Origin of the sequence: Agrobacterium vaccinii (genome assembly GCF_021310995.1) — a bacterium.
GTDB classification, from domain to species: Bacteria; Pseudomonadota; Alphaproteobacteria; order Rhizobiales; family Rhizobiaceae; genus Agrobacterium; species Agrobacterium vaccinii.
This window is the reverse complement of sequence record NZ_CP054150.1, coordinates 1,530,595-1,556,715: the sequence shown is the minus strand read 5'-3', so window position 1 is coordinate 1,556,715 and position 26,121 is coordinate 1,530,595. Positions and strand designations below refer to the sequence as shown.

The following is a 26,121-nucleotide window of genomic DNA, read 5'->3' as shown; positions in this document are numbered from 1 at the left end:
TATGGTGATGCGGAGCTTTTTGATATTTCAGCGAATTGCTACAAGGGATAGACAAAAGCGATTCCATCAGGGGCATTTGTGTTCTGATGTGCGAGGATCGGCAAAACTGCAAGGGTTAGAGCCTCCATGACCAAGGTCAGCCAAGCCAGCGACAATGACTTTCCGTTGGTGGACAGGCGCGCCAGATCCGGCACCCTGTTGCGCATCCTGCTGTTGGCCCTCGTCCTCGTGGCTGCCGCTGTCGGTTTCGTTTATTTCAAGGACTCGCTGGAAAACGAAGTCGTACTCGGCATTCTCGGCGTGCTGGCCATGCTCGGCATCTTCTTTCTGGTGTCGTCGGCCATCGGCTTCATCGAGGTCATGCCGCAATCGCAATCCGATGGCATGGCGCGCCGGTTTCTCTCTTCCCATCCCGATGGCACCCTGATCACCGACCCCAAGGGGCGGCTGGTCTACGCCAATGCCACCTATTGCCAGATGACCGGCGCGACCAAGGCCACAGACATCCAGAGCCTTGAGACGCTGCTGTCGCGGGATCGGGAATCGACGGAAGCGCTCTATCGCCTCATCAACGGCTTGCGTGATGGTAACGACGGTTACGAGGAATTCCGGCTGCTGAAGCCGTTGAGTGCCAATACGTCGCAGGCCGGGCCGCACTGGTACCGCCTCAAAGCCCGGCTTTTGAGGGACACAAACGATAAGGCACTCCACGTTTTCCAGATTGCCGACATCACCACGGAGCGGGAAGATCAGGAGCGGTTTTTCCGCGAGCTGCAGAACGCCATCGACTATCTCGACCATGCGCCTGCCGGGTTCTTCTCTGCGGGCAAGAAGGGCGAGATCGTTTATCTCAACGCCACGCTTTCCGAATGGCTGGGCATTGATCTTGCGCAGTTTTCTCCCGGTTCGCTGACGGTTTCCGATATCGTCGCGGGTGAGGGCATGGCGCTGATCGAATCCGTTCAGCCGCAGGCCGGATCGAACCGCACCGAAATGCTGGATCTGGATATGCGCCGGGTCAATGGCCAGAGCATGCCAGCGCGTCTCGTTCATCAGGTCACCGGCACGCGCGACGGTGCGCCAGGTGAAAGCCGGACCATCGTGCTGATGCGCGCCAAGGGCAAGGCGAACGCCGAATCGGCCTCGGCCATGCGGTTCACCCGCTTTTTCAACAACACGCCGATGGCGATTGCCTCGCTGGATGGTGATGGCCGAATTCTGCGCACCAACGCGCCGTTCCTGAAACTGTTTTCCGGCGTCGTCGGTCGTGACGATATCGACAATGGCGTGGTGCTGGATGCCGTGCTGCACGACAACGATAAGCCGAAGCTGTTGCAGGCCATCGATGCCGCCAAGGACCGCCAAGGCGATATTCCACCGTTCGATTCCCGCCATCCGACCGATGAGGCGCGGCATTTCCGCTTCTACGTTCACGCCGTGATCGACCAGGACGATGAGGCGCCGGAAGAGGTTGCCATTGTTTACGCCATTGAGGTGACCGAGCAGAAGGCGCTCGAAACGCAGATGGCGCAGACTCAGAAGATGAATGCCGTGGGTACGCTGGCTGGCGGCATCGCACATGACTTCAACAACGTGTTGACCGCCATTCTTCTATCTTCCGACCATCTGCTGCTACAGGCGCGGCCTGCCGATGCCAGCTTTGCCGATCTGATGGAAATCAAGCGCAACGCCAACCGCGCCGCCGTTCTCGTGCGCCAGTTGCTGGCGTTCTCGCGAAAGCAGACGATGCGCCCGGCGGTGCTGAACCTGACCGACGTCATCGGCGATCTGCGCATGCTGGTGGACCGGTTGATTTCCGGCACCAATGTCAAGCTGGAGGTGGATTACGGGCGCGATCTGTGGCCAGTGAAAACCGATCTGTCGCAGTTCGAGCAGGTACTGATCAACCTCTGCGTTAACGCCCGTGATGCGATGCCGGATGGTGGCAAGATCAAGATCATGACCCGCAACATGTCTGCGGAAGAAGTCGTCGCGCTGGGACGTTCGGATATTCCGTCCGAAGACCTCGTGATGATCGAGGTTGCCGATACCGGCACCGGTATTCCGCCGGAGATTATGGACAAGATTTTCGAGCCGTTCTTCACCACCAAGGAAGTGGGCAAGGGCACGGGGCTTGGCCTTTCGATGGTATATGGCATCGTCAAGCAGTCCGGCGGCTACATCTACCCCGATTCAGAAGTGGGCAAGGGCACGGCTTTCCGCATCTTCTTACCGCGCCACATCATCGAGGTGGTGCATCAGACGGAAGAGGAAATTGCGGCTCGCGGCATCGCCGACGCGGCGGCTGCCAAGGATGCTGCGGCCAAGGAAGAGCTTCTCGACCTGACCGGCAAATCCGCCGTCGTTCTGCTGGTCGAGGACGAGGAGGCGGTGCGCCGTGGTGGCAAGCGCATGCTGGAAACCCGCGGCTACACTGTCCACGAGGCCGGGTCCGGCACAGAAGCGCTGGAAGTTCTGGAGGAGCTGGACGGCAAGGTCGATATCGTCGTCTCCGACGTCGTGATGCCAGAAATGGACGGCCCGTCGCTGCTGCGGGAGCTTCGCAAGACCTATCCCGACATGAAGTTCATCTTCGTATCGGGGTATGCCGAGGATGCATTCGCGAAGAACCTGCCAGCCGATGCCAAGTTCGGTTTCCTGCCCAAGCCATTCTCGCTAAAGCAGTTGGCCGTGGCCGTGCGCGAGATGCTGGATGGCGAAAATTGACAGGCTACAGCTGCACGATTAGGCTTTTCGGTAGAGCGTCGAACTGACCCATAAGGTCGTTCGGCCAATCCCCATCCACCCGGATGGGGTTCTTTTGATGCAGAGGTATGAAATCAGCCAGGACCTTCTCATCAGACTGCAAAAAGCCGACACGATGGACGATGTCGCGCTGTTGTTGACCGAAATTCAGAACATGTTCGGCTTTCGTTATTATTGCGTGTTCGAAACGGCGCGTGTGGAGGAGGAAGAGCCGATATCCTTCCTTTTCCCCTCCAACATGCCGGTTGACCTGTTCTACAAGATCGATGAGCGCGTGGCGGCTTTCGCTGAACGGCTTTTCAAGCATCTACCCGGTACTCTGGGTCCAACCCCTTGGGATTTGAGCGAGGATGAAGCCTGTGGCGAGATCGAACCGGATCACGCAGCATTTTATCGTTCCGTTGGTTTCACCATGGGGATCAGCTTTTCCGCGCTTGGCGTTTCATCCCTGCCGCGCCTGATAGGCTTTGCAGGAGACCGACCACACCCTGATGTGGATGAGGTCGAGCGGATGAGCATGCTGATGTTTCACATGCATATGCGCCTCACCTCGATCGGGCGTGCGCGAACGGAGAAGAGGCAACCGCTTTCCGGTCTTGAAAAGCAGATTCTTTTTCTGGCCGCAGAAGGCGAAAGCTTTGAGATTATCGCTGCAGAAGTGGCTCTCTCCAGCATAACAATAGGCTATCTGATGGAGTCGATTTGCCGGAAGATGGAGGTGTCGACCTTCGAACATGCGGTCGCTGTCACGCTGCGACGCGGCCTGTCGCGATGAGGAGGGCTTGCGCGCGCCATTGCTTCGCGCTTCTCTTCACACTTTCGTCGCCTGTGAACGTATTAGTGATTGCAGTGCGGCAAAGGGGGCTTAAAATCACCATTGGACGACCTAAATATAGGTGAGCGAAATTCTGGCTCGTATCCCAAAAAGACCGGTGCGAGTGCGATCTGGAGAATGAAGTAAGATGATCGCTAAGCCGATCGACATGCAGGGCGACGGTGAAGGGGAAGATGGCGGTGCGAACCGCGGAACGTCTGTTATTACCCGCACCAAACCGAAGACAAAAAAGCCTAATCTCTACCGTGTTCTTTTACTGAACGACGACTATACTCCCATGGAATTCGTCATTCACATTCTGGAGCGTTTTTTCCAGAAGGACAGGGAAGGGGCTACCCGCATCATGTTGCATGTACACCAGCACGGTGTCGGCGAATGCGGGGTATTTACATATGAGGTCGCAGAGACAAAAGTAAGTCAGGTCATGGATTTCGCCCGACAGCACCAGCATCCGCTTCAGTGCGTCATGGAAAAGAAATGAGGATCGCAACGTGCCAACTTTTTCCCCAAGTCTAGAGAAGGCGCTGCATCAGGCACTGACCTTTGCAAATGAGCGTCATCATGAATATGCGACGCTCGAGCATCTGTTGCTGGCGTTGATAGAGGATGCGGATGCGGCAGCCGTGATGGGTGCCTGCAACGTTGATCTGGATGCGCTTCGTAAAACCGTGGTCGATTACGTCGACAACGAACTGTCCAATCTGGTGACGGGTTACGACGAGGATTCCAAACCCACTTCCGGTTTCCAGCGCGTTATCCAACGTGCGGTCATTCACGTGCAGTCGTCGGGCCGTGAAGAGGTCACCGGCGCCAATGTGCTGGTCGCAATCTTTGCAGAGCGCGAAAGCCACGCCGCCTACTTCCTGCAGGAGCAGGAGATGACGCGCTACGACGCCGTCAATTACATCTCGCACGGCATCGGCAAACGTCCCGGGACCTCCCAGACCCGGTCGCCCCGTGGTGCCGAGGACACCGAAAACGAAGCAAAGCCTGCACGCAACGGTGCCGAAGAGGACAATGCTGCGCCCAAGAAGCAGCCGGACGCACTGAAGGCATACTGCGTGAACCTGAACGACAAGGCGCGTGGTGGCAAAATCGATCCGCTCATTGGTCGTCATGCCGAGGTCAACCGCACCATTCAGATCCTGTGCCGTCGCTCCAAGAACAATCCGCTTTATGTGGGTGATCCAGGCGTTGGCAAGACGGCCATCGCCGAAGGTCTCGCCAAGCGTATCGTTGAGGGCAAGGTGCCTGAAGCGTTGAAGAACGACACGATCTTCTCGCTCGATATGGGCACGCTTCTGGCCGGTACGCGCTATCGCGGCGACTTCGAAGAGCGCTTGAAGCAGGTCGTCAAGGAACTGGAAGAGTTTCCGGGTGCGGTACTGTTCATTGATGAAATTCACACCGTGATTGGTGCCGGTGCGACATCGGGCGGCGCAATGGATGCGTCCAACCTGCTGAAGCCCGCGCTCTCCTCCGGGGTGATCCGTTGCATCGGCTCGACGACCTACAAGGAATATCGCCAGTTCTTCGAAAAGGACCGGGCGCTCGTTCGTCGCTTCCAGAAGATCGACGTCAACGAGCCGTCCATCGAAGATGCGATCGAGATCATGAAGGGTCTCAAGCCTTACTTCGAAGATTATCATCACCTGCGCTACACCAACGACGCCATCAAGGCGGCTGTCGAGCTTTCGGCCCGTTACATTTCGGACCGCAAGCTACCGGACAAGGCAATCGACGTGATCGATGAGACCGGTGCCGCACAGATGCTGTTGCCTGCTTCCAAGCGTCGCAAGCTGATCACCGAAAAGGAGATCGAGGTTACGATTGCGACGATGGCGCGCATTCCGGCCAAAACCGTTTCCAAGGATGACGAGATGGTTCTCGCCAATCTTGAGAAGGAGCTGCGCTCGGTCGTTTATGGTCAGGATATCGCTATCGAAGCGCTGTCTACCGCAATCAAGCTCGCCCGTGCGGGTCTGCGCGAACCCAACAAGCCCATCGGTTCCTACGTCTTCTCGGGCCCAACGGGCGTGGGCAAGACGGAAGTCGCCAAGCAGCTTGCAGCGTCCCTCGGCGTGGAGATGCTGCGTTTCGACATGTCGGAATACATGGAGCGTCACACCGTATCGCGTCTCTTGGGTGCACCTCCGGGCTATGTCGGATTCGACCAGGGTGGCCTGCTGACGGATGGCGTCGATCAGCATCCACATTGCGTTGTGTTGCTGGACGAAATCGAGAAGGCACATCCTGACATCTACAACATCCTGTTGCAGGTCATGGATCACGGCTCTTTGACCGACCACAACGGCAAGAAGATCGACTTCCGCAACGTCATTCTGATCATGACGACCAATGCGGGTGCGTCCGAAATGGCGAAGTCGGCCATCGGCTTCGGCTCGTCCAAGCGTAGCGGTGAGGATGAAGAGGCTCTCAACCGCCTGTTCACGCCTGAATTCCGCAACCGTCTGGATGCGATCATTCCGTTCTCGCCGCTGCCGACTGCGGTCATTCACAAGGTGGTGCAGAAGTTCGTCATGCAGCTGGAAACGCAGCTTTCCGAACGCAACGTCACCTTCGACCTGCATGAGGATGCCATCGCTTGGCTGTCCGAGAAGGGCTACGATGAGAAGATGGGTGCGCGTCCACTCGGCCGCGTCATTCAGGAACACATCAAGAAGCCGCTGGCCAACGAGATATTGTTCGGCAAGCTCAAGAAGGGCGGCGTCGTTAGCGTCAGCATAGGCAAGAAGGAAGACGGCACGGATGGCTTGAAGCTGGACGTGCTGCCGGAGACGGCACCTGTGAAGCCAAAGCCGGAGGCCGAGTTGAAGGCCGCGAAGTCTCCGGGCAAGGCCAAGAGCAAGGCGAAAGCCGCCAAGGTCGAGAAGGAAGACGAAGTGGTGGCCGCCGACACGGACAAGGCAGCGGAAGAAGCCAAGCCTCGCCGCAAGACCAACACCGTTCCCAAGGTGCCGAAAAAGAAGTAATCGGTACCATAAGACTGACAAGTGCCGGGCTCTATGCCCGGCACTTTATTTTTATCGATACCGGATAACGACATGCCTTTAGAACACCCTGCGGAGCCCATCTATCTCTGGTTTTTCAGAGGCATGAAGGGCATTTTCTCGCTGCCATCGCTCATTCTCATGACCTCGTTCGTTGGCTTCAGCGCCTTTGCTCTGGAGTCCGGCGTGCCGCGCGGTGAGGCTGTGTTTATGACGCTTACCATCTGGGCGCTTCCAGCCAAGATGATCCTGATCGGTGCGATGACCAGCGGCGCGGGGCTGGCGACCTGCTTTCTTGTGGTCACCCTGTCTTCCATCCGTATGATGCCGATGGTGGCCTCCATCGTGCCCGAAATGCGCACCGCAAAGACACCCACCTGGGTGCTGCTGTTTCTCTCCCATTTCGTCGCGATCACCGCCTGGGTGTTTGCCACACAGAACCTGAGCAAAGTCCCGCGCGAGGCCAGGGTCGCGTGGTTTGCAGGTTTCGGTATGACGCTGACTCTGGTGAATGCGGTAATCGTCGGAATCTGCTACGGCCTCGTCGCTGCCTTTCCGCCGCTGGTTGCGGGGATTCTGTTCTTTCTGACGCCGGTTTATTTCGTGTCATCCATCTGGGCATCCGCCCGACACACGGTGGTCAAAGTGGCCTTCATCATCGGCGTGATCGCTGGGCCGCTGTTTGCGGTCATCGAGCCGGAATTCGATATTCTCTATGCCGGTATCGGTGGCGGCACGCTGGCCTATCTGATTGACCGTTTCTGGTTTCGCCGTAAAATCGAGCCCGTGACCGTGGAGGGCGAGCCATGATCCCGGATGCATGGTGGGCACCCTACCTCTTCATCGCGATTGCGGGTTGGCTGGCCACCGACCTCTGGCGCTGGCTGGGCGTGATCGCGGGCAATCGGCTGAAAGAGGGCTCCGAAGTCCTGAACTGGGTCCGCGCGGTTGCCACGGCGCTGGTCATGGCCGTCACCGCAAAGCTGATCGTGTTTCCCACCGGTGTGCTGGAGCAGTCGCCGATGTGGTTGCGGATAGGGGCTGCTGCGCTGGGGTTCGTCGTCTTCCTGCTGGCACGGCAACGCGTGCTGGTTGGCGTGATTGTACCGCTGGTTTTGCTGACGATCGGTATGCTCTTTATCAGTCCACGCTGAGATTTACACGAATTTCAGGCTTTTGGCTTAGCGTCAGTCATACTTGGAGAAGCCAATGCGACTGTTGCCAGCCGAACGTTTGTTCGCCTTTGTCATTGCCACCATAGCCGCGGTTGATCTGGCGCTGATTTTGGTCAAGGGCGTCAGAACCGACTGGGCTGGCTATGCAGTTCCATTTTTCGGCAGCATGCTTCTCATCGTTGGCGGGCAATATTACCGTACTTATCGTGGAGAGGAGCGCCTTGCTCTTGCCCTTACTGCGTCGGGCCTGTTCATAATATTCACTCTGGTCGCGTCTATTTTCAACTATCTCCTCCTGCCGATACGTTCCGCACCGGTGGATTTGACCTTCGTTCGCATCGACTCAATTTTCGGTTATAGCTGGCCGGAGGCAGTGGCAATCGCTGCTCAATGGCCTTTGGTGACCAAGGTCCTATTTTTCGTTTATTTCAGCTCGTTGCCCCAACTGGCCTTCGTGGTACTTCTCCTAAGCTTCTCCGGCAAAGAGCAGTATCTCTGGCATTTTTTGTTGACCGGCGTTTTGGGTGTTATCGGTTGCATCGCGGTATGGGCGATGTTTCCAACCTTTGGGCCATCGACACTCTACAAATTGTCACCGGAGATACTTTCGGCGATCGATCTTGGCGTGACTCCCGAATACGGAGCTGAATTGTTGCTGCTTGGACGCGATGGACCAGGATATCTTTCGCCATCCCACGTGCTTGGCTTGATAGGTTTTCCATCGTTTCACACGGTTATGGCTTGTATGTCGGCGGTATTTCTAGCGCGGTTCAGAATGGCCGCGCCTGTTGCGTTGCTATTAAACGCGGCGATGGTGCCTGCCATCCTCGTTCACGGTGGGCACCATCTCAGCGATGTGTTTGGCGGCATTGCGATGTTCGCCTTGGCCTATTGGATATCGGGAAAACTCGTTCTGTATCTCGCTTTGTCCGGCAGAATGGTGCCGATGCTGTCGCAGGCGACTGAACAGTCAGCAGACCAGTGATGCGTTAGTTCAAAGCGCGGCCTTGATCTTCTCCGCGTGCTCTTTCAGCAAAGCGCCATCGGCCATCGCGCCGCTATGAGGCTTCAACGATTCGCCTTCCTTGCGGGGTACGATGTGGAAATGCAGGTGGAAAACGGTCTGGCCTGCTGCGGGTTCGTTGAACTGTGCGATGTAGACACCATCCGCATCGAAGGCCTGTTTTGCGGCGACTGCGAGTTTTTGGACCACGGCGATGGTTTTCGCCAGCACTTGCGGGTCGGCATCCAGCATGTTGCGTGACGCGGTCTTGGGGATGACGAGCAGGTGGCCCGGTGCTTGCGGCATGACATCCATGAAAGCAAGCGTATCGTCGTCTTCGTGAACCTTTACGCAGGGAATTTCGCCGCGCAGGATTTTGGCGAAGATATTGTCTGTCTCGTAAGCTGCCGTCATGGGAAGTCTCCTCGAAATGCTGTTGTCCTAGTCGTCGGTTTCCAGACGCTCGCCTTTGCGGAATGGGCTGTGGTCGTCAAGATAGCCGCTGATCTCTTCCACTTCGCTACGCTCCCGCTCCAGATAATCGGCGATTGCGCGCCGCAGGCCCGGGTGCGTAATGAAGTGAGCAGAATGGGTGGTGACAGGAGTGTAGCCTCGTGCCAGCTTGTGCTCGCCCTGGGCGCCTGCCTCCACACGCTTCAGGCCCTTCGCCAGGGCGAAATCGATGGCCTGATGGTAGCAGACTTCGAAGTGTAGGAAGGGGTGGTCTTCGATGCAGCCCCAGTGGCGACCGTAAAGCGCGTCGCCACCGATGAAATTGATGGCGCCTGCGATGTAACGGCCCTCGCGCCTGGCCATGATCAGCAGGACGTCCTCTGCCATGCGTTCGCCGATTAGCGAGTAGAACTGACGGGTGAGGTACGGTCGGCCCCATTTACGGCTGCCAGTGTCCATGTAGAATTTGTAGAACTGGTCCCAGATGTCTTCGGTCAGATCGCTGCCGGTAAGCCAGTCGATTTCGATGCCGTTTTCGAGTGCTGCGCGGCGTTCTTTTTTCAGGCCCTTGCGCTTGCGAGACGCGAGCGCATCGAGAAAATCGGCGTGGTCGCGGTAGCCGTTGTTGATGAAATGAAATTGCTGGTCGGTGCGGGGAAGAAAGCCTTCGCCCAGCAAAGCGTCGATGTCACCATTAGGTGCAAAGGTCACGTGGGCTGAAGATACGCCAATTTTCTCGGTGACCTGCCGCAGGCCTGACGCCAATACTTGCCGAAAGGCCGCGTCATCGATGCCGCTGGTTAAAAGCCTTGGTCCAGTTGCGGGCGTGAAAGGCACGGAACATTGCAGCTTAGGATAATAATTGCCACCAGCCCGCTCCAGCGCATCCGCCCAGCCGTGATCGAAGACATATTCGCCCTGGCTGTGGCTTTTAAGGTAGGCTGGTATCGCGCCCATCAATGTTCCGTCACCCGTTTCAAGCAGCAGGTGATGGCCGCGCCAGCCGGTCTTGGCTGCTGCCGAGCCAGACTGCTCCAGCGATGATAGAAAGGCATGTGATATGAAAGGGTTGTAGGCATCCGTTCGCGTAGATTTCGACGTGCCTGAAAGCCTGCTCCAGCTTTCCGGGTCGATGTCCGCGAAGGACTGCTCTACGCGAATGGAATATCCTTCGCTCATGCTCTGGCCGTATGTCCCTGTTTCGGATCGAAACCTTCGAACGTCATCTGGTCAGCATATTTATAGGTAGTCGCGCGGGCATTTTCATCCATAACCGTCCAGGTAATTACCGGAAGCCCGAGTTTTCTCTGCGCCTCGATGAAGCTGTTGGGCAGATGGGCCCAGGCGTAGGAAATGAAATCGAGGCCGATCTGCATGGCTTCGTCGTGCTTGAAGAAGTCTTCGGGCTTTGAGCCTTCGGCAGTCAGGCCGAGCGGCCAGGGCGACCCGGCAGTCTTGAGGTCTTTCAGCAGATGGTGATCGAAGCTCATCAGCGCTACATGACCCTCGTAGCCCTCCAGCACCTCCAGAACCGCCTCGGCAAAGCCGTCATCGACGCCAGCGCCTTGGCGGCCTTTCAGTTCCAGAACCAGCGGGACCTTTCCAGCACACAGCTTCAAGAGCTGTTTCAGAGTAGGAACGCGGTCCTTGGTCTGACCGACCGAGAGAAGGCCGAGTTCAACGGATGTGCGTTCCCGCACATCGCCCTTGATGCCGGTCAGGCGCGTCATTTCGTCATCGTGGAAGACAACAGGGACACTGTCGGATGCCAGTTGCAGATCGCATTCGATGGCGTAACCGGCTTCGATGGCGCGCGAGAACGCAGTCATCGTGTTTTCCCATACCGTCTTGTTCTGGTCGTGATAGCCGCGATGGGCAACGGGCTGTGCCGTCAGCCAGGAAAGTTTCAGTGTCATACGTCGATTTCCACGATGGCGTCGATTTCCACGGCGGCATTGAAGGGCAGGGAGGCCATGCCAACGGCAGCGCGCGCATGCTTGCCGGCATCACCCAGCACATTTGCTATGAGATTGGACGCACCATTGATGACCAGATGCTGTTCGGTGAATTCGGGAACGGAAGCGACGAAACCGTTGAGCTTCAGCACCCGGCGGACTTTCGACAGATCGCCATTCAGAGCGGCTTTCACCTGCGCGAGAATGTTGACGGCGCAAAGTTCGGCTGCGCGCTGGGCGGTTGCCACATCGACATCGCGACCGACATGGCCCGTGACCGCAATCTTGCCGGATTCCATGGGCAACTGGCCTGAAATATACAGCAGATTGCCGCTGATGGTGTAGGGCACATAGTTTGCAGCCGGTGCAGCGGCAGCGGGCAGGGTGTAGCCCAGTTCTTTAAGGCGAGCTTCGATGGCATCCGACATTTTCGTCTCCGCTTTTGTTGTAAATCTTTCAAAAATCCGGCAGACAGAGCATGATGTCCGAAAGCCGGGCGGTTGCTTGTACAATATGAGCGGCGAGTCCAACAGGAGATATTGAATGTTTGTCAGGAACCTTGTCATTGCCCTTGCTTCCGGCACCTTCCTGGTGGTGCCCACGGTTGCCGGTGCTGTGCCTGCCGCCGTGCCAAACCTGATCTCACATCGTGCCGTCTACGACCTCGAACTGAAGGACGCGTCCGACCGCTCGGGCATCGAAGGCATGACCGGCAGAATGGTCTATGAGTTCACCGGCTCCTCCTGCAAAGGCTACAAGACCGACTTTCGCTTCGTCACCCAGATCAGCACTGGCGATACCGTGCGGATGACGGACCAGCAGACGACGACGTTCGAAGACGCGGGCTCCAAGAAATTCACGTTCGAAACCAAATCCTTCACGGACGACAAGCTGGATAAGGAAGTCACCGGGTCGGCATCCGATTCCAACGGCGCGATGACAATCGACCTGACCAAGCCGGACGCTCGCAAGATCGATCTGGTCGCTGGCGAATTTCCGACAGAGCATATGTTTCAGGTCATTGAAAATGCCAAGCTTGGCAAACGTATCTTCGAGTCGCGCGTTTTCGATGGCTCAGATGATGGCGATGAAAGCCTGATCACCTCGACGCTTGTGGGCAAGCAGCAGACGCCAGCTGATGGCGACGCGGATGCGGGCAAGGCAGGAGATTTTGCGAAGACGCCGTTCTGGCCGGTGACCATTGCCTATTACAACGACAAGAGCGGTACCGATTCGCTGCCGATCTATCGCATGTCCTTCAAACTCTACGAAAACGGGATTACCCGTGACCTGACCATGGACTACGGTGATTTCGTTTTGACGGGAAAACTCGCGAAACTCGATATTCTCCAGCCTGAAAGCTGTGATAACAAGCCGATACGTTGATCGACGCATCGGTGCATTTAGTCTTTTTGCGCATAATTGCTTGCTTTCTGTCGAAACTGGCTGTATGCGGCACACCATTCCACACGCGAAGCTTGGGATGTTCCGGGAGAAATCCGGATCGTTCCGCCCGGTGGTGCCATCTTGATGGCGCTGTTTGCTTCGCGGGGGTTCAACCGGAAAAGGATAACTAGGCATGGCATTGCCCGATTTCTCTATGCGTCAGCTTCTGGAAGCTGGCGTTCACTTTGGTCACCAGACACATCGCTGGAACCCAAAGATGAAGCCGTACATCTTCGGCGACCGCAGCAACATTCACATCATCGACCTGGCACAGACGGTTCCTTTGCTGTCGCGCGCCCTTCAGGTCGTGTCCGACACGGTTGCCCGTGGCGGTCGCGTTCTGTTCGTTGGCACGAAGCGTCAGGCTTCTGAAATCATCGCAGACAGCGCAAAGCGCTCCGCTCAGTACTACGTCAACTCGCGTTGGCTCGGCGGCATGATGACCAACTGGAAGACAATTTCGAACTCGATCCAGCGCCTGCGCAAGGTCGACGAAATCCTCAACTCCGACGCTTCCGGCTACTCCAAGAAAGAGCGCCTGAACCTCGAGCGCGAACGCGAAAAGCTCGAAAAGGCTCTCGGCGGTATCCGCGATATGGGCGGCGTTCCTGACCTGATGTTCATCATCGATACCAACAAGGAAAAGATCGCAATCGAAGAAGCCAAGCGTCTTGGCATTCCGGTCGTTGCAATCATCGACTCCAACTGCGACCCGGACCAGATCGATTTCCCGATCCCCGGTAACGACGACGCATCGCGCGCCATTTCGCTGTATTGCGATCTGATCGCTCGCGCTGCCATCGACGGTATCGCACGTCAGCAGGGCTCTTCCGGTCGCGACATCGGCGCTTCCGAAGAAGCTCCGATCGAGCCTGCGCTCGAAGACGAAGCTGGCGCCTGATAGTCGGCCTTTGGGCGGCATCTTGATGCCGCCTCACCAATCAGGATCTGACAAGGCCGTTCTGGACTAGAAAGTTCGACGGCCTTGTTCGTTTAAATCGCGCAGTCCTCCAGGGCATGGGCGCGGTTTTTTGAAGTTTCGTGGTGGCTGTTTCATCAGTCTGTCACAGTTCCGGGTACATTCGTTCCCAAAATCCGATTTCGGTCGGGCCGCAATCGCGCCGTGACCGACGAACCGACAAGAGGCACACAATGAGCGAAATCACAGCCGCAATGGTTAAGGAACTGCGCGAGAAGTCCGGCGCAGGCATGATGGATTGCAAAAAGGCGCTGGCCGAAACCGGTGGCGACATGGAAGCTGCAATCGACTGGCTGCGCGCCAAGGGTATCGCCAAGGCTGACAAGAAGTCTGGTCGTACGGCTGCTGAAGGTCTCGTCGGTATCGCATCTGCCGGCCACAAGGCTGTCGTTGTCGAAATCAACTCCGAAACCGACTTCGTTGCCCGTAACGACGCCTTCCAGGACATCGTCCGTGGCGTTGCTTCCGTTGCGCTGACGACAGACGGTACGGTCGATGCCGTTGCTGCTGCGACGTACCCAGCGACCGGCAAGACTGTTGCCGACACCATCAAGGACGCGATTGCGACCATCGGTGAAAACATGACGCTGCGCCGTTCGGCTCTGCTCGAAGTCGAGCATGGCGTTGTTGCGACCTACGTTCATAACGCTGCTGGCGAAGGCATCGGCAAGCTCGGCGTTCTCGTCGCGCTGAAATCCGTTGGTGACAAGGCTGTTCTGACATCCATCGGCCGTCAGGTTGCCATGCACATTGCTGCGACCAACCCGCTCGCCATTCGCGCTGAAGAAGTCGATGCTGCTGTTGCTGAACGCGAACGCAACGTCTTCATCGAGCAGGCTCGCGAATCTGGCAAGCCAGAAGCCATCATCGAAAAGATGGTTGACGGTCGTATGCGCAAGTTCTTCGAAGAAGTCGCTCTTCTGTCGCAGGCCTTCGTCATCAACCCTGACCTCACCGTTGGTGATGCTGTCAAGGAAGCTGAAAAGGAAGCTGGCGCGAAGATCGAAGTCGTCGGTATGGCTCGCCTGCTGCTCGGCGAAGGCATCGAAAAGGAAGAAAGCGACTTCGCTGCTGAAGTTGCTGCGGTCGCTAAGGGCTGATCTCTTTACCCAAATACTGGAAAACTACGGGGCATCGCGTGACAACGCGGTGCCCTTCGTGTATCGGCGATGCGGTTATATCCTGCAGCACTTTGGGATCGTTCAGATTCGTCCGTGCTGTGGTTTCTCAAGTTTCCGCATGTCGTCACTGCAAACTGTGCATGGCCGTGCGCGACATGCTTTAAGGAGTCATGATGTCTTCCAAGCCGCTTTATAAACGTGTTCTTCTCAAGGCGTCGGGCGAAGCCCTCATGGGCAATCAGGGTTTCGGCATCGATGTTGCCGTCGCAGACCGCATTGCCTCCGACATTGCCGAGGCGAGAGCCATGGGCGTCGAAGTGGGTGTCGTCGTGGGTGGCGGTAATATTTTCCGCGGTGTGGCCGTTGCCTCCAAGGGCGGCGACCGCGTGACCGGCGACCACATGGGCATGCTGGGCACCGTCATCAACGCGCTGGCGCTCGCGACCTCTCTGCGCAAGCTGGATCTCGACACCGTCGTTCTTTCGGCCATCGCCATGCCGGAAATCTGCGAGAGCTTCTCGCAGCGCGCAGCCGTGCACCATCTTTCGCAGGGCCGGGTCGTCATTTTCGCAGGTGGCACCGGCAACCCGTTCTTCACCACCGATTCCGCCGCTGCACTGCGCGCCGCCGAAATGGGTGCGCAAGCGATCTTCAAGGGTACGCAGGTGGACGGCATCTATTCCGCCGACCCGAAGAAAGACCCGACGGCGACCCGTTTCGAGGAACTGACGCATTCGGAAGTGCTGGGCAAGGGGTTGGCCGTGATGGATGTGGCAGCCGTTGCCCTGGCGCGCGAAAACCACATTCCGATCATCGTCTTTTCGATCCACGAGAAGGGCGGTTTTGCGCAAATATTGACGGGTGGCGGTCGCAAGACCATCGTGCACGACAAGTAACATACGGCGTTGATTCCGCGCTGTGACATTGAGGCCCTCTTGGCCAGAACTGATGGAGTATGAAAATGAGTGGTATTGACCTCAACGATATCAAGCGCCGCATGGACGGCGCCATCAACGCCTTCAAGAGCGATATCGCTTCGCTGCGCACCGGTCGCGCATCTGCCAACATTCTGGACCCGGTGACCGTTGACGCCTATGGCTCGCGCGTCCCGCTGTCGCAGGTGGCCAACATTACCGTGCCGGAAGCGCGCATGCTGGGTGTGAACATCTGGGACAAGTCGATGGTGGGTGCCGTCGACCGCGCAATCCGCGAGTCCAACCTCGGCCTCAACCCGATTGTAGATGGCCAGAACCTGCGCATTCCCCTGCCGGAACTGAACGAGGAGCGCCGCAAGTCGCTCGTCAAGGTCGCGCATGATTACGCGGAAAAAGCAAAGGTTGCCATTCGCCACGTTCGGCGCGATGGTATGGACGGTCTGAAAAAAGCCGAAAAGGATGGTGACATCGGTCAGGATGAAAGCCGTGCACAATCCGACAAGGTTCAGAAGATGACGGATGACACGATTTTGGATATTGATCGCTTGCTTGGAGAGAAAGAAAGAGAAATCATGCAGGTATAGTCGGCCATCCGGCCACTGCAGATTTTATCTTTTCATTCCGCGCTGCTTTACACTGGATCGAGATGTCGGACATTAAACGTTCCTCACACCCTGAGCATGTTGCCATCATTATGGATGGCAACGGGCGTTGGGCAAAGCAGCGCGGGCTTCCGCGCATCATGGGCCACCGCCGTGGGGTGGAGGCCGTGCGCGAAACCGTGCGCGCCGCTGGCGAATGTGGGCTCAAATATCTGACATTGTTCGCCTTCTCGTCGGAGAACTGGCGCCGGCCCGAATCGGAAGTGAGCGATCTGCTGGGGCTTCTCAAGGCCTTCATCCGGCGCGATCTGGCCGATCTGCACAAGGAAAATGTGCGGGTTCGTGTCATCGGCGACCGCGAAAGCCTGAAGGACGATATCCGCAACCTGCTGATCGAAGCCGAGCAGATGACGGCGGAAAACACGGCTTTGACGCTTATCATTGCCTTCAATTATGGGTCCCGCGATGAGATCGCCCGTGCTGCCGCCTCGCTTGCACGCGATGTTGCCGCCGGTCTCATCGATGCGTCCGATATCGATCCCGACGCCATTGCGGCGCGTCTCGATACCGCCGGAATGCCAGATCCCGATCTCATCATCCGCACCAGCGGTGAGGAACGGCTCTCCAACTTCATGTTGTGGCAGGCTGCTTATTCAGAATTTCTGTTCATTCCCGACTTCTGGCCGGACTTCGACCGCAAGACGTTTTTCTCGGCCATCGACCAGTATATGACGCGTGACCGCAGGTTCGGCGGACTGTCCGGTCAAGTCGCTCTGGCGGGTGCCTGATGAGCCGGGAACTAAGGCTGCGGATCATCTCCGCCATCGTGCTCGCTGCCGTTATTCTGACGGCCACGTGGTACGGCGGCATGATGTTCCGTCTCGTGGCGGGCCTTCTTGCGCTGCTGATCTATTACGAGTGGAGCACCATTACCAAGCTGTCCGATACCAATCCGACTGGCTATGCCTGGGGCTGGTTTTCAGTGGCGGTGATGAGCGGCAATACGATTTTCGGGGAATCGTCGCTTGATTTGCCTCTGCTGTCAGGCTTTGCGCTGACGGCGGCGCTGTTTCCGGTGTTGCGAGGGAAGAACTGGTGGCTGGTGGGCGGCATCGTCTATGCGGGCCTTAGCGGTATTTCCCTGGCAGCCATCCGGGGCGATGAGTTGACGGGCTTTGCAGCCATGGTCTTCGTCTTCGCGATTGTCTGGGCCACGGATATCCTGGCGTATTTCGTTGGGCGCGCCATTGGCGGCCCGAAGCTCGCACCGGCGATCTCTCCCGGTAAGACCTGGTCCGGTGCCATTGGCGGCACGGTATCCGGCGTGCTGGCGGGGGCGGCGGTGGCTGCGACCTATCACGGTCGCATCAGCATGGTGGTTTTAGGGATGGCGTTGGTGCTGTCCGTGTTCAGCCAGATCGGTGATCTCTTCGAATCATTCATCAAGCGCCGTTTCAAGGTCAAGGATTCTAGCAATCTGATACCCGGCCACGGTGGCTTCATGGACCGGGTTGACGGTCTTGTTTTTGCCTGCTTTACCGTATTCCTCATTGCTGTTGTTCACGCGGCGATAACCGGTGATGTGCCAGGGTCGGGCGGCGGAATTCTGCCGGGGTTCTGACGGTAGCGTTGAACAGGCAATAGCGAAAGGCTGGGTTGGGTATGGATATGATAACGGCGACGGTTGGGTTCTTGACCGGGTACATGGTGCCGTTCATTCTCGTCCTTTCTCTCCTCGTTTTCGTTCACGAGATGGGTCATTACCTCGTCGGGCGCTGGTGCGGCATTCGATCCACAGCTTTTTCGGTCGGCTTCGGGCCTGAACTAATCGGCTTTACCGACAAGCGTGGAACGCGGTGGAAAATTTCTGCCATTCCTCTTGGCGGCTATGTCAAATTCTTCGGAGACGAGGATGTTTCCAGCAAGCCGGACAGCGACAGCCTTTCCGGACTGACGCTGGAGGAGCGGGCGCAGACACTGGCAGGCGCAAAGTTGTGGAAAAGAGCAGCGACGGTCGCTGCTGGCCCGATCGCGAATTTCATCCTGGCGATTCTCATATTCGCGGCGCTTTTCACCATTTACGGCCGCATGATCTCAGATCCTATCGTGTCCGAAGTGCGCGAAAACAGTGCTGCGCAGACCGCTGGCGTTCTGGCCGGAGACCGGCTGGTGGCAATCGACGGTGAAAACGTCAAGACATTCGAGGATGTCCGCCGCTATGTGGCGGTCCGTCCGGCAACGCCGATCACGGTCACTGTCGAGCGCAACGGACAGCAACTCAATCTGCCGATGGTGCCGACTCGCACCGAGACGACGGACCAGTTCGGCAACAAGATGGAGCTGGGAATCATCGGCATTGTGACCGATCAGACCCGTGGAAACTTCAGGCATGTGACCTATTCGCCAGGCGAGGCGCTGCTTGAGGGTGTCCGCGAGACGGGTCATGTCGTGACCGGCACATTCGCCTATATTGGCAACCTCGTGACAGGCCGCATGAACGCCGACCAGTTGGGTGGACCGGTGCGTGTGGCGCAGGCGTCGGGACAGATGGCGTCGCTCGGTTTTGCCGCCGTCATCCAGCTTGCAGCCTTGCTTTCGGTCTCCATCGGCCTTCTCAACCTGATGCCTGTGCCGGTTCTGGACGGGGGGCATCTGGTGTTTTATGCTATCGAGGCGATCCGTGGCAGACCGCTGGGTACAGGTGCGCAGGAAGTTGCTTTCCGTATCGGTCTTGCCATGATTTTCAGTTTGATGGTATTTGCCACATGGAATGATATCAGCAGCTTGATCGGCTGAATCGGGCTTTTTAGCCTGTTTATTAAGGGGGCGTTTACCTTGTTTTGAAGCCAAAGTGGCGATTGAGCCACGGTTGCTTGCGAAGTAAACAGAAATTAACGGTCGGGCTTGCTTGTAGAGGAAAAGCAGGTAAAACGACGCAGATGGCCGGAGTCGGGTTCCGCCCGCTGAGGGACAACGGGAAAAGGTAAGAATTGAAAATGAAGGCTGGTTCAAGATTTTTGAACGCGGTGTCGGCGGTTGCGCTGTCTGCTGGTGTTTCTTCGGTCGCAGCTCTGGGAGTGCTTGCTTCTTCCGGTGTTGCAAATGCAGCAGTGATCCAGCGCGTTGATGTGCGGGGCGCTGAACGCTCTGGTGCGGATGCCGTGCGCTCCAACATCACAATTGCTCCCGGTCGGAACTTTTCCAACGCAGATATCGATGAGTCGGTGAAGCGTCTTTACGCGACCGGTTACTTCTCCAACGTCAGCATGAGCGTTTCCGGTAGCACGCTGGTCGTGACGGTTCGTGAAAACAATCTGGTCAATCAGGTCGTGTTCAACGGCAACCGCAAGATCAAGGACGACAAGCTTCAGGGCATCGTGCAGACACAGTCTCTCGGTCCATATGACCAGACACTGGTAACGGCTGATATCGCCCGCATCAAGGAAGCCTACGCTGCCATCGGCCGTAGCGACATCCAAGTCACGACACAGGTCGTTCCCGTCGGTCAGGGTCGCGTAAACCTCGCTTTCGTCATCAACGAAGGTGAGCGCACGAAGATTGCCCGCATCGACTTCGTCGGCAACAATGCCTACAGCGATGGTCGCCTTGCTGCCGTTCTTAACACCAAGAAATCCAACATGCTGTCATTCCTGACGCGTAAGGATGTCTACAATGAGGACAAGTTGCGCGCTGATGAAGAAGCGTTGCGCCAGTTCTATTACAACCGTGGCTATGCCGACTTCCGCGTAACAGGCTCTGATGCCGTTCTTGACGAAGCAAGCAACGAATACACAATCACCATCACGGTGGACGAAGGTCAGCGTTACGCATTCGGTAACGTCGGCGTCGAGTCGACCGTTCCAGGTGTCGATGGTTCGGAACTGCAGGGCCTCGTTGAGACACGCTCTGGCTCCAACTACAGCGCCAAGGAAGTTCAGCAGAGCATGGAAGCGATTTCCAAGCGCGTCTCTGCTGAAGGCTATCCATTTGCACGAGTAACACCACGCGGCGACCGCGACATGTCTGGCAACACCATAGGTGTTACCTACATCGTCGATCAGGGCGAACGCGCTTACGTCGAGCGTATCGAAATCCGCGGCAACACACGCACGCGCGACTATGTTATCCGCCGCGAATTCGACATCAGCGAAGGCGACGCCTTCAACCAGACCGTTGTGTCAGCCGCTAAGCGTCGTCTTGAAGCTCTCGGCTACTTCTCCAAGGTGAACATCAGCACGTCTCAGGGCAGCGCCCCGGACCGCGTTGTGATCGTGGTGGATGTCGAAGATCAGGCAACTGGCTCGTTCGGTATTGGTGCTGGCTACTCGCAGAACGACGGTGCGCTTCTCGAAGCGTCCATCGAAGAAAAGAACTTCCTCGGTCGCGGTCAGTACATCCGTATTGCCGCAGGTGCCGGTCAGGACGATGCGCGTAGCTACAACTTGTCGTTCACCGAGCCTTACTTCCTCGGCTACCGCCTTGCAGCAGGCTTCGACCTGTTCAAGAGCCAGAGCTCGAGCGAAGATTACTACGATTACGATGAGCAGGGCTTCGCACTTCGCGTAACAGCTCCGATCACCGAAAATCTGGCGACGACGTTCAAGTACACGTACAAGCAGATCAAATATGATGGTCGTGGTGATTACGACGCAGTTGATGGCGCAGGTAATTACGTTAATCTAGCGAGCCCATATGTTGATTTGATCAACGGTGGAAACTGGACGCAGTCTATTATCTCGAACACGCTGGCCTATAACAGCCTGGACGATCGCAACATGCCGCGCGAAGGCTGGCAGGGCGCCTTGACCAATGAGTTTGCGGGACTTGGTGGTGACTCCGAGTACTACAAGATTTATGCCAAGGCTCGTTACTACCATACGCTGTCTGACGAATATGACATCATCGGCTCGCTTACAGGTCAGGCCGGTTATGTTGCGCCAACCGGTGACAACCTGCTTGTCTTCGATCAGTTCAAGATCGGTGGTCGTGTAATCCGTGGCTTCGAGAACGACGGTATCGGTCCGCGTATCGGTGACGATGCGATCGGTGGCACGACATACTTTGCGGCTTCTGCGGAAGTTACCGCTCCTATGCCGGGTGTTCCTGAGGACTTTGGTCTTCGTCTCGCAGGCTTCGTTGATGCCGGTACGCTTTACGGCAACAAGGTTCGTACCGCCGCCACGGAAAATGTTCAGGACGACAGCTCGATCCGCGCATCCGCTGGTATCGGTATCATGTGGGCTTCGCCGTTCGGTCCTCTGCGTGTAGACTACGCAGTGCCCTTTATGAAGGAAGACTACGACGAAGTGCAGAATTTCCGGTTTGGCATGTCCAACACTTTCTGATATCGGCAGTCCAGAACTGCGAGTTTGAACGTTCTGGAGTATCTGGTTGATGGAATATAATGATTTTTTTCCGCCCCATGATGGCATGCGATTGAAAGATATCGCAGACCGTCTTGGGGCGGAACTGTCTGATGAGGCTGCTGGAGATCGCGTCGTGCGGTCCATATCGCCAGTGTATCGGGCAAAGTCCGACCAGCTTTGCTACATTCTTTCCCGCAAAAACCGAGACGAACTGCTGACGTGCGAAGCGGCTGCCGTTATATGCGATGAGGCGTTGCGAAAGCTCGTTCCAGACCACATTCCAGCGCTCATCTCGAAGAACCCCCATACGATTTTTGCCCAGGCCGGAGCTCTGTTGCATCCTTTGGCGATGAGGCCATCTCCTGTCGTTGGCAATCTCTCGGGAATATCGCCTGCGGCTCACATCGATCCCTCGGCGAAAATCGAAGGCGATGTTGTCATCGAACCTTTTGCGGTGATCGGTGCCAACGCCAATATCGGCACAGGTACGCGGATCGGGGCAGGGGCGATTATTGGTGCCGAGGTTCAGATCGGGCGTGATTGCACTATCGCTGCCGGTGCGAGCATTCTGTCCGCCCTGGTCGGCAATAGTGTCATCATTCACAATGGTGCGCGCATCGGGCAGGACGGATTTGGCTATGCGCCCGGTCCCCGCGGGATGTTGAAAATCGTGCAGATCGGTCGCGTCATCATTCAGGATCATGTAGAGATCGGTGCGAACACGACAATCGATCGCGGCACGATGGATGACACCGTGATTGGTGAAGGCACCAAGATCGATAATCAGGTGCAGATCGGACATAATGTTCGCATTGGGCGCCACTGCGGCATCGTCAGCAAGGTCGGTATTGCGGGCAGCACCCGGATTGGCGATGGCGTCATGATTGGTGGTGCAAGCGGCATCAATGGACATATCAACATTGGCGACGGCGCGCAGATTGCCGCCATGAGTGGTGTCGTTGCCGATGTGCCTGCTGGAGCGAAATACGGCGGTGTACCGGCGCGGCCTATCAAACATTTCCTTCGTGATATGGCAGAGTTGCTGGCGCGCGCCGAAGAGCGAGATAAGAAGACAGGAGACAAAAATGTCTGAAGAAACAAAGACGACGCTCGGCGCGGCTGACATCCTCGAAGTCATGAAGCTGCTGCCGCATCGTTACCCGTTTTTGCTGATCGACAAGATCATCGATATCGATGCCGACAATTCGGCAACGGGCATCAAGAACGTTACGGTCAACGAACCCCATTTTACGGGACATTTCCCTGATCGCCCCATCATGCCGGGCGTTCTGATCGTGGAAGCCATGGCGCAGACGGCTGGCGCGATCTGTGCGCGCAAGCAGGGCGATGGCGGCCATCTCGTCTACTTCATGACCATTGACAATGCGCGCTTCCGCAAGCCCGTCATTCCAGGCGACCGGCTGGAGATTTACGTGGTCAAGCAACGCCAGCGCGGCAATGTGTGGAAATTCCATTGCGACGCCAAGGTCGATGGCGTTCTCGTTGCTGAAGCCGATATCGGCGCGATGATGATCCCCGAGGTTCAGCAATGAGCACAGTTGCGGCTTCGGCGCAAATTCATCCCATGTCATTTGTCGAAGACGGTGCGGTCATCGGCGAAAATGTCGTCATCGGGCCGTTCTGCCATGTCGGGCCGAAGGTGACGTTGCATGAGGGCGTTCAACTCGTCAGCCACGTCGTCGTGCTCGGCTGCACCACCGTTGGCAAAGGTACGACCATCTGGCCATCTGCCGTCATCGGCGGTGATTCCCAGAGCGCACATCACAGCGCCGTCGATACTACGTTGGTGATCGGTGAGAATTGCACCATTCGTGAAGGTGTGACCATGAACACCGGCACTGTGGAGCATGGTGGCACGACTGTCGTCGGCGACAATAATCTGTTTCTAGCCTACGCGCATGTGGCGCATGATTGCCGTCTGGGCAACAACATCATTCTGTCCAACAATGTCATGCTGGCGGGCCATGTGACCGTGGAAGACCGTGCCATTCTGGGCGGCGGTTCTGCCGTGCATCAGTTCACGCGCGTTGGACGCCAGGCCTTTATCGGTGGTCTCTCTGCCGTTAGCTATGATGTCATTCCCTATGGCATGCTCAACGGCAATCCCGGCATTCTCAGCGGTCTCAACATCGTTGGTATGACCCGGGCTGGCATCGAGCGCGCCGAAATTCACAAGGTACGCCGCGCCTACAAGCAAATCTTCGAGAGTGAAGGCAACGTCCGCGCCAATGCTGCGGCTGTTCGTGACGACTATACGGATTGCCCGCAGGCGCTTGAGATCATCGACTTTATTGCTGCTGCAAACGACCGGGCCATTTCTTCGCCCAACCGCGGCAAATAATCCGTGTCTGCGGGTGCAGGGCGTCTCGCCATCATCGCCGGTAGCGGTTTCCTTCCCTATTATGTAGCGGAGGCCGCAGAACTGGCGGGGGAAACGCCCTTCATCATCCGCCTCAAAAACGAGGCTGATCTGGACTGGTCGCATTTCGAGAATGTCACGATCAGCGTCGGTGATGTTTCCAGCCTTGGGCGCGTGCTGTCAGAGAAGAAGATAGACCGCGTGGTTTTATCCGGCGGTGTTTCGCGCAGGCCGGAATGGCGCGAAATCAGACCAAACCTGAAAATGGTCGCGAAAATGCCCTCCATCATCCGCACGCTGTTATCCGGCGGCGATGATACCGTGCTGCAAATGGTGATCGGATTGATCGAGGCGCAGGGCGCGCGGGTGATCGGCGCCCATGAAATAGCGCCGGGATTGCTGGCAACCACCGGTTCCCTTGGCAAGATCACACCAAGCGACGATGATCGGCGTGACATTGCAAAAGCTGCAAAAGCGGCCCTTGCGCTGGGTGCGCTGGATGTGGGGCAAGGCGCGGTTTCCGTCGGCGGACGTCTGGTGGCGCTCGAGGGTGTCGAGGGCACGGATGGCATGCTGGCGCGCGTTGCTTCGCTGCGCGCAGAGGGGCGTATTTCCAGCCGCAGAAAAGGCGTTATAGTCAAGCTGTGCAAGCCACAGCAGGATATCCGCGCAGATCTACCCACCATCGGCCCCTCTACCGTTCAGAACGCCGCGAAGGCGGGGCTTGCCGGAATTGCTGTGCAGGCGGGCAGGGCATTCGTGCTGGATCGCGACGCGATGCTGGAGGCGGCTGACGCCGCTGGTCTGTTCGTCTGCGGGATCGATACGGGCATTTCAGGAGACATGATGTGACGGAAGCTGTGTTGAAACTTGGCGTCATCGCAGGCGAAGTTTCCGGCGACCTGCTGGGTGCCGATCTCGTCCGGTCGCTGAAGGCGCAATATGCCGGACGTGTCGAGCTGGTTGGCGTGGGTGGCGAAGGGCTGGCGGGCGAGGGCCTCGTATCGCTGTTCGACTATTCCGAATTGTCGATCATGGGTTTTACCCAGGTGCTGAAAAAGCTGCCGCAGTTGATTTCGCGCATCAAGGAAACGGCCAACGCCATCATCGCCGCGCGCCCGGATGTGTTGCTGATCATCGATAGCCCCGATTTTACTCACCGGGTGGCCAAGCGCGTCCGCAAGGCCATCCCGGATATGCCGGTTGTCAATTACGTGTGCCCCAGCGTATGGGCATGGAAGGAGCAGCGCGCCACTGCGATGCTGTCCTATGTTAATCATGTTCTGGCGCTGCTGCCATTCGAGCCTGAGACAATGCGGCGTCTGGGTGGCCCGCCGACGACTTTTGTCGGTCATCGCCTGAGTGTGGACGCGGATCTGCTGCGTGTCAGGGCTCTGCGTGCTGAGCGGCAGGTCCCACAGGCGACCGAGCCGAGAACGATTCTTCTCCTCCCCGGCTCACGGTCTACGGAGACCACACGTTTGATGAAGCCTTTCAAGGACGCGGCAAGTGCATTTGTGGAGCGCAACGGTCCGACTCGGTTCGTGTTGCCGACTGTGACGCGGCAGGAAAGCCGCATTCGCGAACTGGCAGCATCATGGCCTGACCATACACGCCCTGAGATTGGCGTCGGTGCGGACTTCAAATGGCAGGCGTTTGCGCAGGCGGATGCGGCCATTGCAGCGTCCGGCACGGTCATCCTGGAGCTTGCGCTTGCGAATGTGCCTGTGGTGTCCGTCTACAAGACCGACTGGATTTTCACGATGTTGAGTCGGCGCATCAAGACATGGACGGGTGCCCTGCCGAACCTGATCGCGGATTACGCGGTGGTGCCGGAATATATCAACGAGGTCGTGCGTGCTGGCTCCATGCTGCGCTGGGCCGAGCGCCTTTCATCAGACACGTTGCAGCGACGCGCCATGCTTGAAGGTTTTGCGCTGGTGCAGGACCGTTTGCATACGGAGCGACCGCCGGGCGAGGTAGGAGCCGAAATCCTGCTCTCGATCTTTGAAAAGAAGAAAACTGGACAAGTCTGATCTCAAACGGTGCGTTCGGTACGGCCAATTTGACTAAAAAATAGTCAAATGACCGTTT

At 57.3% G+C, this 26,121-nt stretch carries 25 protein-coding genes; 21 read left to right on the top strand and 4 right to left on the bottom strand.

The genetic code is table 11. The features are described 5' to 3' along the window. Positions 1-126 precede the first annotated feature (126 nt). The 7 genes from cckA (at position 127) to HRR99_RS07795 (ending at position 8,772) form a co-directional block, all read left to right on the top strand. A complete protein-coding gene (gene cckA, locus HRR99_RS07825; RefSeq protein WP_233123396.1) occupies positions 127-2,727 on the top strand; it encodes a cell cycle histidine kinase CckA in 2,601 nt (866 codons plus the stop codon). Between the two features lie 97 nt (positions 2,728-2,824). Continuing rightward, entirely contained in the window at positions 2,825-3,541 is a 717-nt protein-coding gene (locus HRR99_RS07820; RefSeq protein ID WP_233123395.1) for a helix-turn-helix transcriptional regulator, read from the top strand. A gap of 187 nt (positions 3,542-3,728) precedes the next feature. After that, positions 3,729-4,082 carry an ATP-dependent Clp protease adapter ClpS gene (gene clpS, locus HRR99_RS07815; RefSeq protein ID WP_111838275.1) on the top strand — a complete coding sequence of 118 codons (354 nt, stop codon included), beginning with the start codon at positions 3,729-3,731 and terminating at the stop codon, positions 4,080-4,082. 10 nt (positions 4,083-4,092) lie between these two features. Continuing rightward, on the top strand, positions 4,093-6,594 hold the full coding sequence (gene clpA, locus HRR99_RS07810) for an ATP-dependent Clp protease ATP-binding subunit ClpA (protein ID WP_233123393.1): 2,502 nt from the start codon (positions 4,093-4,095) through the stop codon (positions 6,592-6,594). 72 nt (positions 6,595-6,666) lie between these two features. Next, positions 6,667-7,422 carry an AzlC family ABC transporter permease gene (locus tag HRR99_RS07805; RefSeq protein ID WP_233123392.1) on the top strand — a complete coding sequence of 252 codons (756 nt, stop codon included), beginning with the start codon at positions 6,667-6,669 and terminating at the stop codon, positions 7,420-7,422. Further along, the gene (locus tag HRR99_RS07800) at positions 7,419-7,766 is read left to right on the top strand and encodes an AzlD domain-containing protein (protein ID WP_162694397.1); all 348 of its coding nucleotides are present in this window, start codon (positions 7,419-7,421) and stop codon (positions 7,764-7,766) included. Before HRR99_RS07805 ends, HRR99_RS07800 begins: the two co-directional genes overlap by 4 nt. A gap of 55 nt (positions 7,767-7,821) precedes the next feature. After that, positions 7,822-8,772, top strand: coding sequence for a phosphatase PAP2 family protein (locus HRR99_RS07795; protein WP_111838278.1), 951 nt, complete (start codon positions 7,822-7,824; stop codon positions 8,770-8,772). 9 nt (positions 8,773-8,781) lie between these two features. Here HRR99_RS07795 and HRR99_RS07790 read toward each other — a convergent pair whose 3' ends face one another. Genes HRR99_RS07790 through HRR99_RS07775 form a run of 4 tightly spaced genes read right to left on the bottom strand, consistent with a single transcriptional unit; the run spans position 8,782 to position 11,626 of the window. Further along, positions 8,782-9,204, bottom strand: a complete 423-nt coding sequence (locus HRR99_RS07790; protein ID WP_233123390.1) for an HIT family protein — start codon at positions 9,202-9,204, stop codon at positions 8,782-8,784. A 27-nt stretch (positions 9,205-9,231) separates the two neighbouring features. Further along, on the bottom strand, positions 9,232-10,422 hold the full coding sequence (locus HRR99_RS07785; RefSeq protein ID WP_233123389.1) for a GNAT family N-acetyltransferase: 1,191 nt from the start codon (positions 10,420-10,422) through the stop codon (positions 9,232-9,234). Then, positions 10,419-11,159 (bottom strand): glycerophosphodiester phosphodiesterase, encoded by a 741-nt coding sequence (locus HRR99_RS07780; RefSeq protein WP_233123387.1) that lies wholly within the window; start codon positions 11,157-11,159, stop codon positions 10,419-10,421. Before HRR99_RS07780 ends, HRR99_RS07785 begins: the two co-directional genes overlap by 4 nt. Next, a complete protein-coding gene (locus tag HRR99_RS07775) occupies positions 11,156-11,626 on the bottom strand; it encodes a RidA family protein (RefSeq protein ID WP_111838281.1) in 471 nt (156 codons plus the stop codon). The genes HRR99_RS07780 and HRR99_RS07775 overlap by 4 nt, the downstream gene beginning before the upstream one ends. Before the next feature lie 115 nt (positions 11,627-11,741). Between HRR99_RS07775 and HRR99_RS07770 the strand changes: the two genes are divergently transcribed. The 14 genes from HRR99_RS07770 to lpxB all read left to right on the top strand — a co-directional run bounded on the left by HRR99_RS07770 (position 11,742) and on the right by lpxB (position 26,063). Next, complete coding sequence (locus HRR99_RS07770; RefSeq protein WP_233123386.1) at positions 11,742-12,584, top strand: cell envelope integrity EipB family protein; 843 nt, start codon at positions 11,742-11,744, stop codon at positions 12,582-12,584. A gap of 193 nt (positions 12,585-12,777) precedes the next feature. After that, on the top strand, positions 12,778-13,545 hold the full coding sequence (gene rpsB, locus HRR99_RS07765; protein ID WP_111838283.1) for a 30S ribosomal protein S2: 768 nt from the start codon (positions 12,778-12,780) through the stop codon (positions 13,543-13,545). A 251-nt stretch (positions 13,546-13,796) separates the two neighbouring features. Beyond that, positions 13,797-14,723, top strand: coding sequence for a translation elongation factor Ts (gene tsf / locus HRR99_RS07760; protein WP_233123384.1), 927 nt, complete (start codon positions 13,797-13,799; stop codon positions 14,721-14,723). A gap of 194 nt (positions 14,724-14,917) precedes the next feature. Further along, complete coding sequence (gene pyrH, locus HRR99_RS07755) at positions 14,918-15,640, top strand: UMP kinase (protein WP_233123383.1); 723 nt, start codon at positions 14,918-14,920, stop codon at positions 15,638-15,640. 65 nt (positions 15,641-15,705) lie between these two features. Continuing rightward, positions 15,706-16,263, top strand: coding sequence for a ribosome recycling factor (gene frr, locus HRR99_RS07750; RefSeq protein WP_111838286.1), 558 nt, complete (start codon positions 15,706-15,708; stop codon positions 16,261-16,263). 62 nt (positions 16,264-16,325) lie between these two features. Beyond that, positions 16,326-17,069, top strand: coding sequence for an isoprenyl transferase (locus HRR99_RS07745; RefSeq protein WP_112499921.1), 744 nt, complete (start codon positions 16,326-16,328; stop codon positions 17,067-17,069). Then, positions 17,069-17,902: a phosphatidate cytidylyltransferase gene (locus HRR99_RS07740; RefSeq protein WP_233123381.1), complete on the top strand. Its 834-nt coding sequence runs from the start codon at positions 17,069-17,071 to the stop codon at positions 17,900-17,902. The genes HRR99_RS07745 and HRR99_RS07740 overlap by 1 nt, the downstream gene beginning before the upstream one ends. A 47-nt stretch (positions 17,903-17,949) precedes the next feature. Continuing rightward, positions 17,950-19,077: an RIP metalloprotease RseP gene (gene rseP, locus HRR99_RS07735; protein ID WP_422387301.1), complete on the top strand. Its 1,128-nt coding sequence runs from the start codon at positions 17,950-17,952 to the stop codon at positions 19,075-19,077. 200 nt (positions 19,078-19,277) lie between these two features. After that, entirely contained in the window at positions 19,278-21,626 is a 2,349-nt protein-coding gene (gene bamA, locus HRR99_RS07730) for an outer membrane protein assembly factor BamA (RefSeq protein WP_233123379.1), read from the top strand. A 49-nt stretch (positions 21,627-21,675) separates the two neighbouring features. Continuing rightward, a complete protein-coding gene (lpxD, locus tag HRR99_RS07725; protein WP_233123377.1) occupies positions 21,676-22,740 on the top strand; it encodes a UDP-3-O-(3-hydroxymyristoyl)glucosamine N-acyltransferase in 1,065 nt (354 codons plus the stop codon). Continuing rightward, on the top strand, positions 22,733-23,200 hold the full coding sequence (gene fabZ, locus HRR99_RS07720) for a 3-hydroxyacyl-ACP dehydratase FabZ (RefSeq protein ID WP_233123376.1): 468 nt from the start codon (positions 22,733-22,735) through the stop codon (positions 23,198-23,200). The genes lpxD and fabZ overlap by 8 nt, the downstream gene beginning before the upstream one ends. Next, positions 23,197-24,009, top strand: a complete 813-nt coding sequence (lpxA, locus tag HRR99_RS07715; RefSeq protein WP_233123375.1) for an acyl-ACP--UDP-N-acetylglucosamine O-acyltransferase — start codon at positions 23,197-23,199, stop codon at positions 24,007-24,009. Before fabZ ends, lpxA begins: the two co-directional genes overlap by 4 nt. Before the next feature lie 3 nt (positions 24,010-24,012). Beyond that, positions 24,013-24,879, top strand: coding sequence for an LpxI family protein (locus HRR99_RS07710; protein ID WP_233123374.1), 867 nt, complete (start codon positions 24,013-24,015; stop codon positions 24,877-24,879). Continuing rightward, a complete protein-coding gene (gene lpxB, locus HRR99_RS07705) occupies positions 24,876-26,063 on the top strand; it encodes a lipid-A-disaccharide synthase (RefSeq protein WP_233123373.1) in 1,188 nt (395 codons plus the stop codon). The genes HRR99_RS07710 and lpxB overlap by 4 nt, the downstream gene beginning before the upstream one ends. Positions 26,064-26,121: the final 58 nt, after the last annotated feature.

Excerpts from the sequence above, each read along its gene's own strand:
- HRR99_RS07800 (WP_162694397.1), top strand. The coding sequence starts at position 7,419 with ATGATCCCGGATGCATGGTGGGCACCCTACCTCTTCATCGCGATTGCG.
- tsf (WP_233123384.1), top strand. The coding sequence starts at position 13,797 with ATGAGCGAAATCACAGCCGCAATGGTTAAGGAACTGCGCGAGAAGTCC.
- HRR99_RS07740 (WP_233123381.1), top strand. The coding sequence starts at position 17,069 with ATGAGCCGGGAACTAAGGCTGCGGATCATCTCCGCCATCGTGCTCGCT.
- clpS (WP_111838275.1), top strand. The coding sequence starts at position 3,729 with ATGATCGCTAAGCCGATCGACATGCAGGGCGACGGTGAAGGGGAAGAT.
- HRR99_RS07795 (WP_111838278.1), top strand. The coding sequence starts at position 7,822 with ATGCGACTGTTGCCAGCCGAACGTTTGTTCGCCTTTGTCATTGCCACC.
- cckA (WP_233123396.1), top strand. The coding sequence starts at position 127 with ATGACCAAGGTCAGCCAAGCCAGCGACAATGACTTTCCGTTGGTGGAC.
- HRR99_RS07775 (WP_111838281.1), bottom strand. The coding sequence starts at position 11,626 with ATGTCGGATGCCATCGAAGCTCGCCTTAAAGAACTGGGCTACACCCTG.
- lpxD (WP_233123377.1), top strand. The coding sequence starts at position 21,676 with ATGGAATATAATGATTTTTTTCCGCCCCATGATGGCATGCGATTGAAA.
- bamA (WP_233123379.1), top strand. The coding sequence starts at position 19,278 with ATGAAGGCTGGTTCAAGATTTTTGAACGCGGTGTCGGCGGTTGCGCTG.
- rpsB (WP_111838283.1), top strand. The coding sequence starts at position 12,778 with ATGGCATTGCCCGATTTCTCTATGCGTCAGCTTCTGGAAGCTGGCGTT.
- HRR99_RS07745 (WP_112499921.1), top strand. The coding sequence starts at position 16,326 with ATGTCGGACATTAAACGTTCCTCACACCCTGAGCATGTTGCCATCATT.
- frr (WP_111838286.1), top strand. The coding sequence starts at position 15,706 with ATGAGTGGTATTGACCTCAACGATATCAAGCGCCGCATGGACGGCGCC.
- pyrH (WP_233123383.1), top strand. The coding sequence starts at position 14,918 with ATGTCTTCCAAGCCGCTTTATAAACGTGTTCTTCTCAAGGCGTCGGGC.
- HRR99_RS07790 (WP_233123390.1), bottom strand. The coding sequence starts at position 9,204 with ATGACGGCAGCTTACGAGACAGACAATATCTTCGCCAAAATCCTGCGC.
- HRR99_RS07780 (WP_233123387.1), bottom strand. The coding sequence starts at position 11,159 with ATGACACTGAAACTTTCCTGGCTGACGGCACAGCCCGTTGCCCATCGC.
- fabZ (WP_233123376.1), top strand. The coding sequence starts at position 22,733 with ATGTCTGAAGAAACAAAGACGACGCTCGGCGCGGCTGACATCCTCGAA.
- rseP (WP_422387301.1), top strand. The coding sequence starts at position 17,950 with ATGATAACGGCGACGGTTGGGTTCTTGACCGGGTACATGGTGCCGTTC.
- HRR99_RS07820 (WP_233123395.1), top strand. The coding sequence starts at position 2,825 with ATGCAGAGGTATGAAATCAGCCAGGACCTTCTCATCAGACTGCAAAAA.
- HRR99_RS07805 (WP_233123392.1), top strand. The coding sequence starts at position 6,667 with ATGCCTTTAGAACACCCTGCGGAGCCCATCTATCTCTGGTTTTTCAGA.
- HRR99_RS07785 (WP_233123389.1), bottom strand. The coding sequence starts at position 10,422 with ATGAGCGAAGGATATTCCATTCGCGTAGAGCAGTCCTTCGCGGACATC.
- lpxA (WP_233123375.1), top strand. The coding sequence starts at position 23,197 with ATGAGCACAGTTGCGGCTTCGGCGCAAATTCATCCCATGTCATTTGTC.
- HRR99_RS07770 (WP_233123386.1), top strand. The coding sequence starts at position 11,742 with ATGTTTGTCAGGAACCTTGTCATTGCCCTTGCTTCCGGCACCTTCCTG.